Raw genomic sequence first — 17451 nt, forward strand, 5'->3', positions numbered from 1 at the left:
CTCTGTTTTTGCCAAGCCTCAAATTTAGCAAAGAGTTCAACTACGGCCACTACCTGCAGGCCGTGGCTTGGCGCTTCAGCTGAAAGTAGCGAGGCCGTACGCGGGCTGCTACTCCCCTTCGCTGAGTTTTTTGGCCAGTGGCGCCGGCACCCCGGCACTATTGAGCAGCCCGCTGACCAGCCCCTGCCGCCACAGCGAAAACACGGAGAAGCGCAGCTCCCGCGCAGAGGTCATGCGGCCCGAGCGCAGCTCCTGCCCGGCCTGGCGCGGGTTGTTGTCGCGCAGAAACAGGCCGTTGACCAGCGTGGTGCCCACCCGCCGCAGCGCGTCGCGCCGGCCCTGGCGGTTGAGCAGGTCCAGCTTGAGGTTGGTGTAGGACGCCCACATGGTACCCTGGGCCTGCTGGCGGTTTAGCTGCAGCTGGAACCGGATGGCACCGATGTCGCCGCTACGGAACCGAATGCCGCGCGTGGGCACCACCATGGGGTTGAGGATGGCCAGCGGTGTGGCTCCAAACGAGCCCGCCAGGGTGTGCCGCCCCTGGGCATCGAGCAGGTTGGCGCGCACCGCTACGCGGGCGAAGCTGCGGCCCTGCAGCACGCCGGTAGCTTCGCCGGTAAGAGGGCGGGCAGCACTCATGCGGCGCGGGTCGTTGCTGACGTTGCGGAGCGTAACCCGTAGCTGCCGGATGGCCAGTACGCCGGGCTGGGCGCTACGCGGGGCGCGGTAACTCATGCGCACCTCGCCGTTCTGGAGGCGCACCCGGCGCACATCTACCCGCACCGGCAGCCTGCCGATGGCCTCCGGCGTCACCACCGAGCGGTTGGGGTTGATGGGGGGCCGGCCGTCGCTGGTGGTTACCACCCGCACGCGGCCCAACGCAATGGTACTGGCCAGCAGGCTACCGTGGCGGGCCAGCGCAAACAGATCGAGCCCCTGCACCGCCAGGCGGTCGGCCCGCACCGTTACGTGTGCGGCCTGGTGGCCCTTGCGGCGCGCCATAGCCTCTACCGACATAGTAGGTGACACGGCAATGCTGGTGATGGTGAGCTGGTGGGCGCGGGTATCGGCCTGCAGGCTGCCAAACGTGGCGCGGTAGTAGGGCGCGCCCACCTGCAGCCGGCCGCCGCCGGCACGTAGCTGCCAGGCCCGGGCGTAATACAGGTACTGCGCGGAGCTATAGGTGGCTGCCGTAGGACGGATGTCCGTCCCGACAAGCGTAACCTGCCGTAGCTCCGGGCGGTGGTCTTCGCCCAGCACCCGCACCTGCCCTTTGGTCACGCGGAACTGCCCGAGCTGAATATCCCTGAAATACGGCGCCAGCAGCTGATGGGGCGGCGGCGGTGCTACGGCGGGCAGCGTTACGGCCAGCTGCGGCGCCTCCAGCACCAGCGAATCGGCCCGGAACCGGCCGCGGGCTAGCGCGGCTGCAGCCAGGCCCGCCAGCTGCAGCCGCGGCAGCCACAGTGCCACCCGGGCATCGGGCGTGCGCTGGCTGCTGATGGAGCGCAGCGGCAGCAGCCGCACGGAATCGAGCTGCACTTGCTGGCTGGCGGAGGCCAGGTGCAGCTGCCCCACGCGCACTACGTGGCCCGGCACCCGCGCCAGCAGGCCCCGGGCAGTAGCCGTCAGGGTGCGGGCGTAGGCTATACGGGTGGTGTCAGCGGCGGCGGCGGCGCTCAGCTCTAGGTCGGTGGCGTGTAGCGAAGCTTGGCTGAGCTGCGCCACGGCGCGCTGCACGGTGCCATAGCGCAGCTGCGCCCGGCGCACGGCCACCACTCCCAGGCGTACTCCGGGTAGGCCCAGCGGCAGCTGCTCGTAGAGAGGTCGGGCGGTGTCAGTAGTAGCCGGCAGCCGGGCCAGCCGCAGCCGAACAGAATCCAGCACTAGGCTATCAACGGGCAGCACCTCGCGGCGAACCAACGCCAGCAGCCCCACGCCCGACACCTGAATTTCTCCGACAGCCAGCCGCAGATCAGGAAGTTGGGCCGTGTCGGCTGTAGCAGTTGGCTGGGTGCGAAGCTGCACTGCCCGAGCCGTGACCGTGCGGGCCCAGAGGTGGGTTTCCAGCGCACCGATGCGCAACTCGTAGCGGCCTTTGCTGGCGGTGCGCACCTGCTTTTCGAGGGTCTGGCGCAGCCACGGGTCGAGCCCGAACAGGAGGAACACCGCTGCCACTAGCACCAGCAGCAGCCCCACGGCGCCCGCCCACCAGCCCCAACCCCGGCGGGGCGTGGCCGCTACAGGTATGGCAACAGAATCGGTGGCGGGTTGGGACACGAGCGGTTACGTACTGCCACAGCGGCAATTGAGAAGTCAGAAGGCGTAACCGACCAGGGAGCCACGCGGTTTGTCGTACGCGCCTGCGACTCAGTGTCCGGCAGCCCTGCGCTTACGGTAAATCACCGGATCAGGGCGAAGCTCACCCGCAGTTTGCTGGTTTTTACCGGTTAAACCGGCCGGCAATGCGGGAGCCTCGCAACTATCCGGCGCCAAGAGAGTAACAGTAGGCCGGCTGAGGGCCGCATGCCCCGCTCATTGTTCTACCCGTTTGTCAACCGATGCTCGCCATAACATCTGTGCTGAACCCGCAAAATGCGGAGCGAATCAACCGCATTATCAAAAGCCTGGAAACTGAGTTCGGCCTCGACGACGTGCAGGCCACGCCCGATCCGCACCTGACCTACCAGCTGGCGGGGGTGCGCAAGCTCTCGGCCCTCAACCAGGTGCTGCGCGAGGTGGCCCGCCAAACCGTGCCGTTTCCGGCCTTCACTACCGGGCTGGGGCTGTTTCCGGGGCCAAATCCTGTGATTTATATTCCGGTGCTACGCTCCGAAGCCCTCAACCGGCTGCACCAGCGCATTATCGAGGCTACCCGGCCGCTGTGTCTGCGCACCGACAAGTTCAGCGGGCCCGACTGCTGGCTGCCGCACATTTCGCTGGCCCTGCACGATACCACGCCCGAAATGCTGGGGCCGGTGCTGCAGTACCTCAACCACCAGACCTTCAACCTCAAGCTGGCCATCAACAACCTGACGATCATGCGCAAGGAAGGCGAGCAGTTTCTGCCGGAAAAATCCTTCCACTTCGAAGGCCACAAGCAGGATATAGCCCCTTTACTCTTCTAAATCACGGATTTTTGCGGATCAGCCGGATTGCGCGGATTTTGTGGACGGCGCGGTACCACCGTCGTTGCTGACGGCTGAACTTGTCGTTTTGTGATAGTGGGACCACGAAGCCCTCCGGGCAATTCGTCGCATCACAGCACAGCGTCCACAAAATCCGATCAATCCGGCTAATCCGCAAAAATCCGTGATTAGCTTTGCCCACACCAATTCACCTACCGACCTTACCTCATGTACCCAATCGTACTTGCATTGCACTCCTGGAGCCGTTGGCTCGTACTTATTTTCGGGCTGATTGCCATCTTCCGCGCCTTCTCGGGCTGGCAGGGCCGCAAGCCTTTCGTAGGTGCCGACAACGGCATGGGCGCCTCCTTTGTGGGCTCCATGCACCTGCAGCTGCTGCTGGGCCTGATTCTGTACTTCGGCCTGAGCCCATTCGGCGTGAAAGCCTTTGAAACGGCCGGCGGCGCCGTGATGAAAGACCCTACGGGCCGTTTCTGGGCCGTCGAGCACCTCGTGACGATGGTGCTGGCCGTGGTGGCCGCGCAGGTGGGCCGCACGCTCTCCAAGAAAGCCACCGACCCGGTGCTCAAGCACAAAAAGGCCTTCATCTGGTTCACGATTGCCTTTATCCTGGTGCTGCTCATGATTCCGTGGGGCATCTGGAACCCGGCCCGCCCGCTGTTCCGCTTCTAGTGCTCCGGCTCACCAAACGGCCCGCTTATCCTCAGGATAGGCGGGCCGTTTTGCGTGCTATGGGCAGTGGCGGCAGTTGCTCAGGGGTTCATCAGCAGAAACAGCAGGTTGTGGTAGAGGATGCCCTGCTCGCCGTCGTGGAGGCCGTCGAGGCCGGCATCCTCCATCAGGGCTTCCACTTCCTCGTAGTCGGTCAGGAAGTCGATTTCGGGCTCTTCCTCGCCCGACACCTGGGTGTGGGTGAGGTAGCGCCGCCTGGGTTCCAGCGTAATAAACAGCTTCTGGTGCCGGGTCTGGGCCACCAGCAGGGCATCGTAGGATTCTATTTCGTCTTCGTCGACGTGGATGAACACGGTGGTCTTCTCGCGCTCGGGCGTGTGGTGCAGAAAGCTGGCAAGATCGAGGGACATGGCGGCGGCGCTGGGGTGGAACAGGGCGAAGGTAGGCGTTTCGGCATCGAAACGGCCAGCCATCTGGACCTGGATGCAGAGCTAAAAATCTGGTTTTCCGGCGAAACCCAACCCAGCGTAATGCGCAAGTTCAACAAGCAGGTCAATATCTATGATTCGCAGAAAATACTGGCCCAGCACGTACTGTTCTAACGCATGCAGACGCTGCCAACACACTCAAAAAGCCCGCCACTGCACGTCAGCAGCGGGTTTTTTATGTAATATCCACTATTATTAATCCTTCAATTCTTCCGCTTTCCACACTATGTCCTCCATCTCCTTGCCTTCCGCACCTGTAGCCGCGCACCTTCCACTTCCGTCAGAAGCCGCGCATACCGCCGCACACACGTGCCTGAACTGCGGCCACCCCGTACCCGACCGGTTCTGCGGGCGCTGCGGGCAGGACGCCCACCACACCCATCGCCTCACCATGGCCGACATGCCCCACGACGTGCTGCATTCCATTTGGCACGTTGATAAGGGCATTCTGTACACACTGCGCACCATGATCCGGCGGCCCGGCCCTACCATCCGGGAGTATCTGGCGGGCAAGCGCGTCGACCATTTTCGGCCCCTGGCGCTGCTGTTTATGATAACGGGGCTGTACGCACTGCTGTCGTCGGTGCTGCACATTCAGATGCTGCCGCCCCGCGACCCCACTATGCCCGAGGCAGTGTGGAAGATGCAGCAAGCTTCCACCGGCTTCCTCATGAAGTACATGAGCTGGTGCTATGTGGCCATGGTACCGGTATGGGCGCTGTTTGCGCGGTGGTTTCTGCGGCGCGGCGGCTACAACTACGCCGAATGTCTGATTATCGCGGCCTTTGTTACAGCCATTATCAACTTCTTTGCCCTGCTATACCTACCAGTCACGTACACATATAGTGATACGCCCCAGATTGGTATGGCCAGCGTGTTGTTCATGCTGCCGGTGGTTGCCTACTCCACTTGGGCTTATGGCAGCTTGCTCAAGCACACTACCCTAAGCCTGGCCCGCCGCCTGTGGTGCGGCTTCATGACCTACATGCTGGGCTACATAGTCTGCGTACTGGTGATTGTGATTACTACCTACGCCATCAACTGGTCTACTTTCAAAGAAGCTATGAAGCAGCAGATGGAGCAGCAACGGCTGCAGCAGGCCCGCGTCGGTAAGCCCGCTGCGGCTCTACTTCGGTAGTTGTTGCCCGTGCCTCCATAAGCACAAAAAAAGTCCCGCCGCTGAATTCAGCGGCAGGACTTTTTGTAAATGATATGCGGCAATTACTGGCCCAGCACCATGGCAAACACCAGCGGCGCTACGATGGTAGCATCCGACTCGATGATGAACTTAGGAGTGTCCTGGCCCAGCTTGCCCCAGGTAATTTTCTCGTTCGGCACGGCACCGGAGTACGAGCCATACGAGGTGGTCGAGTCCGAAATCTGGCAGAAGTAGCCCCACAGCGGAACGCTGGTGCGGCCCAGGTCCTGGTGCAGCATCGGCACCACGCAGATGGGGAAGTCGCCGGCAATGCCGCCGCCAATCTGGAAGAAGCCTACTTTGCTTTCCTCGGTAGCCTGCTGGGTGTACCAGTCGGCCAGGTAAATCATGTACTCGATGCCGGTGCGCACGGTGTGCACGTTCTTGATGTCGCCCGAGATGACGTGGCCGGCGAAAATGTTACCCAGCGTGCTGTCTTCCCAACCGGGGCAGATGATGGGCAGGTTTTTCTCGGCGGCGGCCAGCATCCAGCTGTCCTTGGGGTCAATCTGGTAGTACTGCTCCAGCTCGCCCGACTTCAGGATCTGGTAGAAGAACTCGTGGGGGAAATACTGCTCGCCGGCCTTGTCGGCCTTTTCCCAGAACTTCAGCACCGAGTGCTCGAGGCGGCGCATGGCTTCTTCCTCCGGAATGCAGGTATCGGTTACGCGGTTCATGTGGCGCTCCAGCAGGGCCTGCTCGTCGGCGGGGGTCAGGTCGCGGTAGTTGGGCACCCGCTCGTAGAAGTCGTGGGCCACTAGGTTGAAGATGTCCTCCTCCAGGTTGGCACCCGTGCAGCTGATGATCTGCACCTTGTCCTGGCGAATGAGCTCGGCCAGCTGGATGCCCATTTCGGCGGTGCTCATGGCGCCGGCCAGGGTAATCATCATCTTCCCGCCTTCGGCCAGGTGCTTGTTGTAGCCTTCGGCGGCATCAATCAACGCGGCGGCGTTGAAGTGGCGGTAGTGGTGCTTGAGGAAGTTGGTGATTTGCATGTTGTTTTGAGCTTCAAGCCTCAAGCTGCAGGCTGCAAGCTTTTTGGCAAAACGAGGAAAAAGTAAGTAGACGGTAAAGCCGATGTAGAATGAGAACGAGCTTGCAGCTTGAGGCTTACAGCTTGCAGCTTGCAGCTCAAAAACTACTATACCGGCTCCTCAATCATGAGGTTGTGGTTGGTGTAGATGCAGATGTCGGCGGCGATGTGCAGGGCCTCTTCCACCATCTGGCGGGCGGTGAGGTGGGGGGCGTGCTTCTTGAGGGCCAGAGCGGCGGCCTGGGCGTACATGGCGCCCGAGCCGATGGCGGCCACGTCGGAATCGGGCTCCAGCACGTCGCCGGAGCCGGCAATGATGAGCAGCTCGTCTTTGTCGCAGACCACCATCATGGCTTCCAGCTTGCGCAGGTACTGGTCTTTGCGCCACTCCTTGGCCAGCTCGATAGCGGCACGGCGCAGCTGGCCGCTGTAGTTGCCGAGCTTCTCCTCGAACCGGTCGAGCAGCAGAAACGCATCGGCCGTGGAGCCGGCAAAGCCGGTGACCACCTTGCCGTCGTGGAGCTTGCGCACCTTGCGCACGTTGCTCTTGGCCACGTGCTTGTCCATGGTGGCCTGGCCATCGGCCCCGAGGGCCACCTGGCCGTTGTGGCGCACGCCCAGCACGGTTGTAGAACGGATTTTCATGGGGTAGTTAGTAGTTGGCGGAAGTCAGGAACCGGAAAAACGTTTGTCATCCTGACGAAGGAAGGACCCTATCACGCCCGAACAACTAACGGGTATCCGTCTTGTTCAGGCGTGATAAGGTCCTTCCTTCGTCAGGATGACAGCTGGTTTCGGGCTGACGTCCTATCAGAATCGGGCCTGCAATTTAGCAAAGTAAAACCGCCCGTTCGCGCCCATCTGCACCGGGTCCCAGGCGCCGCCGGTTTCCGTGAGCTGCGGATTGAACATGGTGGGGTAGCGGTTGAACAGGTTGGTACTGCCTGCCGAGAGCTGCAGATGGTCGGTGAGGGCGTAGCTGAAGGTCAGGTCCGTAGTGATGCGGGCGTCGTAGTTCATGTCGGCGCCGTCGAAATCCACGAGCCGTACCTTGTCGAAGCGCACGAAGCGCAGCAGCGTGCTGAAGCGGCCCAGCTGGTAGTCGAAGGTGAGGTTGATTTTGGACGGCGGCGCCGAGGCTTTCACAAACGCCTGCTCGCGGGGCCCGAAGAAGTCGTCCTCGCGGCCGGCTAGTCGGCCGGTGGTTTGCACCCGGTCAATCTTCAGGTTGTTGACGTTGGCGGCCAGCGTGGAGTTGAGGCGGCCGGTGCCCAGCGTGGCCGTGTGGTTCAGCACCACATCCAAACCAATAGAGCGGGTGTCGGCGGCGTTGGCAAAGAACTGCGCCTGATCCACATTCAGCGCCACTAGGTCGGGCCCGATAACCGGGTCGTCGGCCGAGAACTGGCTGGTGAGCACCACCCGGTCCTTCACCTTGATGTAGTAGCCATCCACGGTCAGACTCAGCGACGAGCCCAGGCGGCTGGTGAGGCCCACGTTGGCGCTGTTGGAGGTTTCCTGCTTGAGGGCCGGCACGCCCAGCTTCTGCGTTACGGCGCTGTTGTTGCGGGCCAGCAGCACCTCCACCGGGTCGCCGTTGATGAAATTGGTGAAGGTGGAGTTGAAGTTGATCTGAGCCAGCGACGGGGCCCGGAAGCCGGTGCTGTAGGTGCCGCGTAGGGTCAGAAACTCGGTCAGGTTGTAGCGCGTGGATACTTTGTAGTTGAGCGTGCTGCCGAAGTCGGTGTAGTGCTCGTAGCGCAGGGCGGCGGCCAGCAGCCACTGCTGGCTCACGCTCAGCTCGGCATCCACGTAGGTGCCCACGTTGTCGCGGTCGGCCTTGATGGCGTCAGAGGGCTGGTAGCCGGGGAAGCCCTGCGAGCCGCCCGATTTGGTGGGGTCGTAGTTGCGGTAGGAGGCTTCCTCGCCGGCAAATAGCGAGTACCATTCGCGCCGAAACTCAGCCCCGGCGGCCACGTTCAGTCCCTGCAGCACGGTTTTGTAGTTGCGCGTCAGGCCCAAACTCATCACGTCCTGCTGCAGCTGGAAGCCGCCGGCGTAGAAGTTGGTGGGCGAGGCCGCGCCGAGCGAGGCGTTCAGCGTGTTGCGCAGCCCATACTCGAAGCGGTTGGAGCCGAAGTTGTTGCTCAGATCCAGCTCCCACTCGCCCAGCTTGGTGCGCACCCCGGCCACCGCCGACACGTCCACGATGTCGCTGGTGATGATGGGGTCGAAACCGTTGGGGTAGATGGATGGGACGTTGCGGTCATCGTCGGCGAAGCGGGTCCAAGCGTAGGCATCGCCCTTGCGCTTGTTAGCGCCCCCAAACACGTAGATGTGGCTGCGGTCCGACAGCGCAAACTTGGAGTTGAGGTAAGCCGAGAGGTTGGACACCTTCGGGTCGCCGTACTCGCGGCGGGCCAGGCCATCGGGGGCGGGCACGTTGGCGCGCTGGGTGTGCTGGCGCTGGTTGAAGTCGACGGTGGCATTCACGAAGCTGCCCTGCTCGCCCAGGCCCACCCCGTAGTTGACGTTGGCGTTGAAGTTGCCGCCATCGAACTGCTGGTCGTCGCGGCGGTATTTGGCCTCGTAAGCACCGTAATTGGCGCTGGCCGTCAGTTCGTTCACGGAGCTTTTCAGCACGATGTTAATCACGCCGGCAATGGCGTCGGAGCCGTACTGGGCCGCCGCGCCGTCGCGCAGAATCTCGATCCGCTCGATGCTGGCCGCCGGAATGACGTTTAGGTCGGTGCCGGTGTTGCCCCTGCCGCGCGAGCCAAACAGGTTCACCAGCGCCGACTGGTGCTGGCGCTTGCCGTTCACGAGCACCAGCGTCTGGTCGGGGCCGAGGCCGCGCAGCGAGGCCGGGTCGACGTGGTCGGCGCCGTCGGAGCCGGTCTGGCGGTTGGAGTTGAACGAGGGCGCCACAAACTGCAGCAGCTGATTCACGTCGAGCTGGCCGGTTTTGGTGGTCACTTCCCGCAAATCGATGATATCCACCGGCGAGGGCGAATCCGTGACGGAGCGGTTCTGGCTGCGCGAGCCCACTACCTGCACCGCGCCCAGGCTGGTGGAGGCGTCGGCCAGCTTCACGCTCACACCGCTGCCGCCGCTCACTTCCTGGGTGGTGTAGCCAATCGAGCTAATCACCAGCCGCGGATTGGCGGCCCTGGACGAGAGCGTGAAGCGGCCGGCGTTATCGGTGGCGGTGCCGTTGTTGGTGCCTTTCTCCACCACCGTCGCCCCGATAACGGGCCGGCCAGCGGCATCCAGCACCTGGCCGGAAAGCGTCTGCGCCTAGCCATACGCGGCAAGACTGGCTACGCTGAGCGCAGCAACGAGTAACTGTTGTTTCATACGGGCTATCTGGTTTTCGTTGTTCAACCATTACAGGTGCTGCCGGCGCAACGCCCTCCTGCGGTAAGTATAGAGGAATTATTGTGATTTCCAGCCCCCTGCGAGTGGGGGTGGTGGCCAGCCCCGGCCTTGGCCATCAGCAACCAGGCACAAAAAAAGCCAGCCCCGGTAGAGGGCTGGCTTTTGTATGGAAGCGGTTATGCAACTCAGATGAGCATGCGCATCGGGTCTTCGAGCAGGGCTTTCAGCGTCTGCAGGAAGGCGGCGCCGGTGGCACCGTCCACCACGCGGTGGTCGCAGCTGAGCGTCACCTTCATGATGTTGCCGACAGCCAGCTGGCCATCCTTCACCACCGCGGTTTGCTTGATGCCGCCCACGGCCAGGATGCAGGCATCCGGCGGGTTGATAATGGCCGTGAACTCGTCGATGCCGAACATGCCCAGGTTGGAGATGGTGAAGGTGCTTCCCTCCCACTCGGCGGGCTGCAGCTTCTTGCTCTTGGCTTTGCCGGCCAGCTCCTTCACCTCAGTGGCGATGGTCGAGAGGCCTTTGCCGTCTGCGTTGCGCACCACAGGCACCAGCAGGCCTTCGTCCACGGCCACGGCCACCCCGATGTTCACTACCTTGTTCTGGCGGATCTTGTCGCCGAGCCACGAGGAGTTGACGGCCGGGTGCTGCTTGAGCGCCACGGCGGCAGCTTTGATTACGAGGTCGTTGAAGCTGAGCTTCACCGGCGAGAGAGTGTTGAGCTGCGTGCGTACCTCCATGGCCCGGTCCATCAGGATTTCCATGGTCAGGTAGAAGTGCGGGGCCGTGAACAGGCTCTCGGAGAGGCGGCGGGCAATCACCTTGCGCATCTGCGACACCGGCGTGTCGGTGTAGGTGCCGTCGGCGGGCTGGGCGGCCGGAGCCGGAGTAGCTTCCGCTTTGGGCGCTTCGGCCTTTGGCGCTTCGGCAGCTGCTGGCGCGGCGGCCGGGGCAGGTGCGGCGGCAGGCTGCGCAGCCGGAGCGGGCGCTGCAGCAGCGGGCTGGGCGTTTTCCAGGTCGCGCGACACGATGCGGCCGTTTTCGCCGGAGCCTTTCACGCCGTTCAGGTCGATGCCTTTCTCGCGGGCAATGCTTTTAGCCAGCGGCGACGCCAGGATGCGGGTGCCAGCCGGAGCCGGGGCTACTGCCGTAACGGCAGCGGCAGGCGCAGCGGCAGCAGCTGGAGCAGCAGGCGCCGGGGCCGGAGCGGTTGCCAGAGCTGGCTCAGGAGCCGGAGCAGCAGGAGCCGCCTCCGGGGACGGCGCGGGTGCGACCGGAGCCGCGCTACCGCCGCTCTGGCCGCCCAGCAGGGCCTGCACGTCGGCGCCTTCCTCGCCAATGATGGCCAGGATGCCGTCTACGGCTACCGATTCGCCGTCTTTCGGGCCAATGTAGAGCAGCGTGCCATCCTCGTAGTTTTCCAGCTCCATGGTCGCCTTGTCGGTTTCCACTTCGGCCAGCACGTCGCCGGACTTCACTTTGTCGCCTATTTTCTTGAGCCAGGAAGCAATGGTGCCTTCGGTCATCGTGTCGCTCATCTTAGGCATCCGAATGACCGTGGCTTTCTTGCCATTGCCAGCCGGAGCGGCCGCTGGAGCCGGAGCGGCAGGGGCCGGAGCCTCTGCTTTAGGGGCCTCAGGCGCCGGAGCGGCCGGGGCAGCAGCAGGAGCTGGTGCGGCTTCAGGGGCGGGAGCTGCCTCAGGAGCCGGCTCGGCTGCGGGGGCGGCAGCTGGAGCGGCACCACCGAGCAGGGCCGAAATATCTTCGCCTTCTTTCCCAACAATGGCCAGCAGCCCGTCTACGGGCACTGCCTCGCCGGCCTGGGGGCCAATATGAAGCAGGGTGCCGTCTTCGTAGTTTTCCAGCTCCATCGTGGCTTTGTCGGTTTCGACCTCGGCCAGAATGTCTCCGGATTTCACTTTATCGCCTACTTTTTTGAGCCACGAGGCAATGACCCCTTCGGTCATCGTGTCGCTCATTTTGGGCATTTTTATGATTTCGGCCATCTGCGTCTACTGTTGAATTGAATGGGTCAAAATTAGCCCGAAAATCCGGGGGTGCAAACGAAAGTCTCGCCTAAGCGTGCACCCGGCCGGCAGCGAATTTTCGCCTGCATCCCTTCAAAAAGCTTCTCCCACAGGCTATGCTCTACGGCCCAGCGGCACCCTGGAAGCAGGTCCGCAGATTCTTAGTTGAGCGGGCTGCGGTGGCGACTGGCGTTCCCTCCTCCCCTTTCCTTCCAGACAGCCCAGCTAACTCAGGTTGCGGATAAAACCCCGGTCCGGCGGCTCTTGCCAATGGCCGCCGCCTACAACTCCCGCACCCAGATGTTGCGGAAGCTGATCGGCTCACTCGGGTCGCCGTGCGACTGGAGCTTGATGGGCGACGGGCCGTGCTGCTGGTAGCTGGGCGGGCCGATGTAAACGGTGGCACCTTTCAGCTCGGTGTTATTCTGCACTAGTACGCCATTGAAGTGCACTGTTACGCGGGCTGGTGTTTGCAGAGAGCCGTCGGGCTTGAAGGTAGGCGCGGTCCACACCACGTCGTAGGATTGCCACTGGCCCGGCTTCTGGGTAGGGTTGGCCAGCGGGATAAACTGCTTGTAGATGCTGCCGGCCATGCCGTTCACGTACGTTTCGTTCTGGTACGAGTCCAGAATCTGCAGCTCGTAGCCCAGGTCGCCTTTGCCCAGCGAGGCCAGAAACAGGCCGCTGTTGCCTCGCACCTGCCCTTTGCCGCTGATAGTGGCGGGCACCCGCCACTCCAGATGCAGCTGGTAGTTGGTGAATTTCTGCTTGGTTTCGATGTTGCCCGTCTTCTTGTCCACGGTCAGCAGCCCGTCGGCCACCTTCCAGCCCGCCGGCTTAGTGCGGTCCTCCACCGATACCCACTGCGTCAGGTCGCGGCCGTTGAACAGCACCAGCGCATCGGAGGGCGGCGCGGTGAACACGCCGGTAGCCGCTACCACCTTCGGCACGGGCTTCCAGACTTCAGTTTCCTCGGGTTTGCCTTGCGGCTGGTTCTGGCCCACGGCTGACAGGCTGATGAGTAAAACGGGAAAAAGGAAGGCGGTTTTCATGGGCAGGAAGAGGGTGAGAAGCAGGTGGAAATAAAGAACGTCATGCTGAGCTTGCCGAAGCATCTCTACCGCTTCGTTGGTCGATTGTAGAGACGCGACACTTCGCGTCTCCTCGTTGCTGACGTTGGGGCGGCCGATTCGTTCTGGCGGGAGACGTGAAGTGTCACGTCTCTACATCATTCAATGAGGTTAGCCAGCGGTAGAGGTACTTCGGTCCCTGGCTTGATGCGCCACATGTTCAGCATAACAGGATTACGTTGACAACGTCAGCACGCGAGATTCCTCGCGCTGCTCGGAATGACGTTCTGGTGAGTCCGGCGCTACACATCACATAGCCGCACGGCCTCGCGCAACGACTTTAACCCGTCGGCTTGGCGGGGCATGAACTCCTGGGCCACGTAGCCCTGGAAACCGGTGGCCACAATGGCGCGCATGATGGCGGGGTAGTTTAGCTCCTGGGTGTCGTCGAGCTCGTGGCGGCCGGGCACGCCGGCGGTGTGGTAGTGGGCAATGTAGCGGTGGTAGGCGGTGAGGGTGCGGATGACGTCGCCCTCGTCGATTTGCATGTGGTAGATATCGTAGAGCAGCTTGAAGTGCTCCGAATCCAGCCGTTTGGCCAGCTCCACGCCCCAGGCGGTCCGGTCGCACTGGTAGTCGGGGTGGTCGATTTTGCTGTTGAGCAGCTCCATCACCAGCACCACCTTGTGCTTAGCGGCCAGTTCCATCAGCGGCTTGAGGCCTTCCACGCAGTTCGTCCACCCCTGCTCGTCGGAGAGGCCGCGGCGGCTGCCGCTGAAGCAGATGAGGTTAGTATAGCCGGCCTGCGCCACCTGCGGAATCATGGCGGCGTAGCGCTGCCGGAGCTGGGCGTGGAATTTGGGGTCATTGAAGCCGTCGGTAAGGTTGATTTCCGCGCCGTTGCACATCGGCGAATCGAGGCCGTACTTTTTGAGCGTGGGCCACTCGGCGGGGCCCACCAGGTCGATGCCCCGGAGACCCATTGCCTTAGCCGCCGCGCACAGCTCGTCCAGCGGCATCTTGCCGAAGCACCAGCGGCACACCGACTGTTTCAGGTTGTTCTTCAAGGGCTGCGAAGTGGTTTTCTGATCCTCCGCTGCACACGCCGCCGAAACGCCCAGCGTACCCACGGCCGCCGTGCCGGTTATCAGGCCCTTCAGGGCGGCTCGTCGGTTCCAGGTAGCCATACTTAGACGGCTTGGGTGAGTGAGGTGGCGGGGTCGTGCAGGGTATCGGCGGCGGCAGTGGCCTGGGGCTGGGGCTGGTCGCGGAAGAAGGCCAGGAAGGCCAGCAGCACTACCACCGCAATGCCGGCCGGAATCAGCCAGATCATGCGCCAGTCGTGAGTGGTGGGCGTGGTCTGGTAGGCGTCGAAGATGCGGCCCGAGAGCAGCGTGCCGATGAGCATGCCCACGCCGTAAGTGGCCAGGGTGATGAAGCCCTGGGCCGAGCTTTTGAACCGTTCCCCGGCCAGGTTGTCGGTGTAGATCTGGCCCGTCACGAAGAAGAAGTCGTAGCAGACGCCGTGCAGCACGATGCCCGCAATCAGCATCCAGTAGTTGCCCAGGCCGTCGCCGTAGGCGAAAAACACGTAGCGCAGCACCCAGGCCGCCATACCAATGGCCAGCATCTTCTTCACGCCCAGCCGGCTAAAAAACAGCGGAATGGCCAGCATAAACAGCAGTTCCGACACCTGCCCCAGACTCTGCACCCCCGCCGCCGACTTCATCCCGACTTCGTTGAGAAACGGGTTAGTAAAGCCGTAGTAAAAGGCCAGCGGAATGCAGATGGCAATGGAGGCCAAAAAGAAGATCAGGTAGGAGCGATTGCGCAGCATGCCAATGGCTTCCAGCCCCAGTAGGTCGCCGAGGGAGCTGGTCTGGTCTTTCTTGACGGGCGGGGTGGCCGGCAGCGTGAAGCTGAATACGCCCAGCAGGGCCGAGGCGCCGGCCGCCATCAGGAAGGTGCTTTGCAGGCTGTTGGTCTGCTCCCAGTTCAGCCAGCCGATGGTGAGGCCGGCCACAATCCAGCCCAGTGTGCCCAGCACCCGGATGGGCGCAAACTCCTTCTGCGGGTTTTGCATCTGCCGGAAGCTGATGGAGTTCACCAGCGCCAGCGTGGGCATATACAGCACCATGTAGGTGAGGATGCTGGGGTAGAAGCTGCCGAAATCAGGCGCCGCTGAGGCCCGCCACAGCAACACCGCGCCAGCCAGGTGCAGCACGCCCAGAATCTTCTGGGCCGAGAAAAACCGGTCGGCAATGAGCCCGATGATGAACGGCGCCACAATGGCCCCGATGGACTGCGTCAGAAACGCCACCCCCACCTGCGTGCCCGACGCACCGAGGTTGTGCAGCAGGTACGTGCCCAGCGTCACGAACCACGCGCCCCAGATGAAGAACTCCAGGAACATCATGATGGATAGCCGTATGCGGATGGAAGCAGTCATGGGCAGGTGGGGATTAGGAATAGGTTGATTTTAAACGTCATGCTGAGCGGAGGCGCAGCCGCAGCCGAAGCATCTCGCGTGCTGACGTTGCAATGATTGCGCCTCACCCCCCGGCCCCCTCTCCTTCAGAGAGGGGGAGCCAGACGACTGGTTAGGCGGTGTAGAGACGCGACACTTCGCGTCTCGGCGCGTGCTGATGTTGTTTTGGCTGGTGCGGGAACCGGTCGTTCAACGACGAGACGCGAAGTGTCGCGTCTCTACAATCGACCAGTCTGTCTGGCTCCCCCTCTCTGAAGGAGAGGGGGCCGGGGGGTGAGGCAATCGACCAACGAAGCGGTGGAGATGCTTCGGCAAGCTCAGCATGACCGTTCATCCCAACTGACGCCGCTCCGGCTACTTCAGCGCCAGAATGTAGCGGGTCATTTCCTCGGCGTCTTTCTGGGAGAGGGCGGGGTGGGGCGTCATCGGGATTTCGCCCCAGTTGCCTTTGCCGCCGTTGATGATCTTCTTGGCCAGCATGGTCACGTTGGCGGCGGTGTTGGGGTATTTGGCGGCAATTTCCCGGTAGCCGGGGCCGATCAGCTTTTCGTTTTCGCGGTGGCAGCTGGCGCAGTCGGAGCCTTCCATCAGCTTGGCACCCACGGCCACTGCCCCGCCAGTCGGGGCCGTGCCTATTTTGGTAACGCTGGTATCGACCTGGGGCTGGCGGGCCACGGCGCTGAGGTTGGCGGTGGTGGTGCTGTCCTGAGCGGGGGCCGATTCGTCGGCCAAGGTGTATTCTTCTTGGGCTTTGGTGGAAGCGGTGTTATCGGAGCCGCAGGCCAGCAGGAAAGAGCCCGACGCGAGCAATAGAAAAGCCTTTTTCATGGAAAGGAAGCGTTAGAGACCGAGAAGCTGGTGGTTGAGGGATTGGTCGATGCCGGAGGCGGCGAAATCGTCGAAGGCCTTATCGGTGACGCGGATGAGGTGGTTCTGAATGAAGGGCGCGCCTTCGCGGGCACCGTCTTCGGGGTGCTTGAGGGCGCACTCCCACTCCAGCACGGCCCAGCCGGGGTAGTCGTACTGGGTGAGCTTGCTGAAAATGGCCTTGAAATCCACCTGCCCGTCGCCGAGGGAGCGGAAGCGGCCGGCGCGGTCGGTCCAGCTCTGGTAGCCGCCGTACGCGCCCTGCCGCCCGTTGGGCCGGAACTCGGCATCCTTGACGTGAAACGCCCGGATCCGCTCGTGGTAGATGTCGATGTACTCCAGGTAATCGAGGCACTGCAGCACGAAGTGCGAGGGGTCGTAGAGCAAGCAGGCACGCGGGTGCTGATCTACTTCGGCCAAAAACCGCTCGTAGCTGACGCCGTCGTGCAGGTCTTCGCCGGCGTGCACCTCGTAGCACACATCCACCCCGCACGCGTCAAAGGCATCCAGAATCGGTCGCCAGCGCCGGCCCAGCTCGGCAAAGCCATCCTCCACGAGGCCAGCCGGCCGCTGGGGCCAGGGGTACAGGTAGGGCCAGAGCAGCGCCCCGCTGAAGGTGGCGTGGGCCGTGAGCCCCAGCCGCTGCGAGGCTTGGGCGGCGTACTTCAGCTGTTGCACCGCCCACTGCTGCCGGGCCTTCGGGTTGCCGCGCACGGCTTCCGGCGCGAAGCCGTCAAACAGGGCATCATACACCGGGTTCACGGCCACCAGCTGCCCTTGCAGGTGCGTGGACAGCTCCGTGATTTCCAGCCCCGCCGCCTGCACCCGGCCCTTCAGCTCGTCGGCGTAGGTCTGGCTTTCGGCGGCCAGCTGTAGGTCGATGATGCGCGGGTCGGTGGTGGGGAGCTGCACGCCCTTGTAGCCCAGCCCGGCCGCCCAGGCACAGATGCTGTCCAGGTTGTTGAACGGGGCCTGGTCGCTGAGGAACTGCGCCAGAAAGATGCCGGGGCCTTTGATGGTATTCATGTTTGAGAGCTGAGAGCTTAGAACCTAGAGCTTAGAGTGCAGGTGAACT

General features: G+C 62.9%; 15 protein-coding genes and 1 pseudogene. 4 read left to right on the forward strand and 12 right to left on the reverse strand.

Going from position 1 to position 17451, the window contains the following annotated elements; translation table 11 throughout:
• Positions 1 to 108 precede the first annotated feature (108 nt).
• Positions 109 to 2280, reverse strand: a complete 2172-nt coding sequence (locus tag O9Z63_RS10675; protein WP_270125189.1) for a hypothetical protein — start codon at positions 2278 to 2280, stop codon at positions 109 to 111.
• Between the two features lie 299 nt (positions 2281 to 2579).
• Here O9Z63_RS10675 and O9Z63_RS10680 point away from each other — a divergent pair, with 299 nt between their 5' ends.
• Together O9Z63_RS10680 and O9Z63_RS10685 are read left to right on the forward strand one after the other, a co-directional pair.
• Positions 2580 to 3128, forward strand: a complete 549-nt coding sequence (locus O9Z63_RS10680; RefSeq protein ID WP_270125190.1) for a 2'-5' RNA ligase family protein — start codon at positions 2580 to 2582, stop codon at positions 3126 to 3128.
• A 228-nt stretch (positions 3129 to 3356) separates the two neighbouring features.
• On the forward strand, positions 3357 to 3821 hold the full coding sequence (locus O9Z63_RS10685; protein ID WP_270125191.1) for a hypothetical protein: 465 nt from the start codon (positions 3357 to 3359) through the stop codon (positions 3819 to 3821).
• A gap of 80 nt (positions 3822 to 3901) precedes the next feature.
• Here O9Z63_RS10685 and O9Z63_RS10690 read toward each other — a convergent pair whose 3' ends face one another.
• Positions 3902 to 4294 (reverse strand): hypothetical protein, encoded by a 393-nt coding sequence (locus O9Z63_RS10690; RefSeq protein ID WP_270129295.1) that lies wholly within the window; start codon positions 4292 to 4294, stop codon positions 3902 to 3904.
• On the opposite strand from O9Z63_RS10690, the gene O9Z63_RS10695 reads away from it, so the two are divergent.
• Both O9Z63_RS10695 and O9Z63_RS10700 read left to right on the forward strand, forming a co-directional pair.
• Positions 4247 to 4423: a PH domain-containing protein gene (locus tag O9Z63_RS10695; RefSeq protein ID WP_270129262.1), complete on the forward strand. Its 177-nt coding sequence runs from the start codon at positions 4247 to 4249 to the stop codon at positions 4421 to 4423. The two genes, O9Z63_RS10690 and O9Z63_RS10695, sit on opposite strands and share 48 nt — an antisense overlap.
• A 112-nt stretch (positions 4424 to 4535) precedes the next feature.
• Positions 4536 to 5447, forward strand: coding sequence for a DUF3667 domain-containing protein (locus O9Z63_RS10700; RefSeq protein WP_270125192.1), 912 nt, complete (start codon positions 4536 to 4538; stop codon positions 5445 to 5447).
• An 83-nt stretch (positions 5448 to 5530) separates the two neighbouring features.
• On the opposite strand, the gene O9Z63_RS10705 is transcribed toward O9Z63_RS10700, so the two are convergent.
• The 10 genes and pseudogenes from O9Z63_RS10705 to O9Z63_RS10750 all read right to left on the reverse strand — a co-directional run bounded on the left by O9Z63_RS10705 (position 5531) and on the right by O9Z63_RS10750 (position 17402).
• On the reverse strand, positions 5531 to 6502 hold the full coding sequence (locus tag O9Z63_RS10705) for a deoxyhypusine synthase family protein (RefSeq protein ID WP_044016978.1): 972 nt from the start codon (positions 6500 to 6502) through the stop codon (positions 5531 to 5533).
• Positions 6503 to 6648: 146 nt separating this feature from the next.
• The gene (gene hslV, locus O9Z63_RS10710) at positions 6649 to 7185 is read right to left on the reverse strand and encodes an ATP-dependent protease subunit HslV (RefSeq protein WP_044016976.1); all 537 of its coding nucleotides are present in this window, start codon (positions 7183 to 7185) and stop codon (positions 6649 to 6651) included.
• Positions 7186 to 7350: 165 nt separating this feature from the next.
• Positions 7351 to 9633, reverse strand: coding sequence for a TonB-dependent receptor plug domain-containing protein (locus O9Z63_RS10715; RefSeq protein ID WP_333490343.1), 2283 nt, complete (start codon positions 9631 to 9633; stop codon positions 7351 to 7353).
• Positions 9607 to 9819, reverse strand: a pseudogene (locus O9Z63_RS10720) (carboxypeptidase-like regulatory domain-containing protein); the annotation flags it as partial. The gene O9Z63_RS10715 and the pseudogene O9Z63_RS10720, both read right to left, overlap by 27 nt.
• 284 nt (positions 9820 to 10103) lie before the next feature.
• A complete protein-coding gene (locus tag O9Z63_RS10725; protein ID WP_270125193.1) occupies positions 10104 to 11930 on the reverse strand; it encodes a pyruvate dehydrogenase complex dihydrolipoamide acetyltransferase in 1827 nt (608 codons plus the stop codon).
• A 302-nt stretch (positions 11931 to 12232) separates the two neighbouring features.
• The gene (locus tag O9Z63_RS10730; RefSeq protein ID WP_270125194.1) at positions 12233 to 13003 is read right to left on the reverse strand and encodes a 3-keto-disaccharide hydrolase; all 771 of its coding nucleotides are present in this window, start codon (positions 13001 to 13003) and stop codon (positions 12233 to 12235) included.
• Positions 13004 to 13323: 320 nt separating this feature from the next.
• On the reverse strand, positions 13324 to 14208 hold the full coding sequence (locus tag O9Z63_RS10735) for a hydroxypyruvate isomerase family protein (RefSeq protein ID WP_270125195.1): 885 nt from the start codon (positions 14206 to 14208) through the stop codon (positions 13324 to 13326).
• Positions 14209 to 14210: 2 nt separating this feature from the next.
• Complete coding sequence (locus tag O9Z63_RS10740) at positions 14211 to 15470, reverse strand: nucleoside permease (protein WP_270125196.1); 1260 nt, start codon at positions 15468 to 15470, stop codon at positions 14211 to 14213.
• A 393-nt stretch (positions 15471 to 15863) separates the two neighbouring features.
• Positions 15864 to 16337: a c-type cytochrome gene (locus tag O9Z63_RS10745; RefSeq protein WP_270125197.1), complete on the reverse strand. Its 474-nt coding sequence runs from the start codon at positions 16335 to 16337 to the stop codon at positions 15864 to 15866.
• A 12-nt stretch (positions 16338 to 16349) separates the two neighbouring features.
• On the reverse strand, positions 16350 to 17402 hold the full coding sequence (locus tag O9Z63_RS10750; protein ID WP_270125198.1) for a sugar phosphate isomerase/epimerase family protein: 1053 nt from the start codon (positions 17400 to 17402) through the stop codon (positions 16350 to 16352).
• Positions 17403 to 17451 lie beyond the last annotated feature (49 nt).

This window comes from Hymenobacter yonginensis (assembly GCF_027625995.1).
GTDB classification, from domain to species: Bacteria; Bacteroidota; Bacteroidia; order Cytophagales; family Hymenobacteraceae; genus Hymenobacter; species Hymenobacter yonginensis.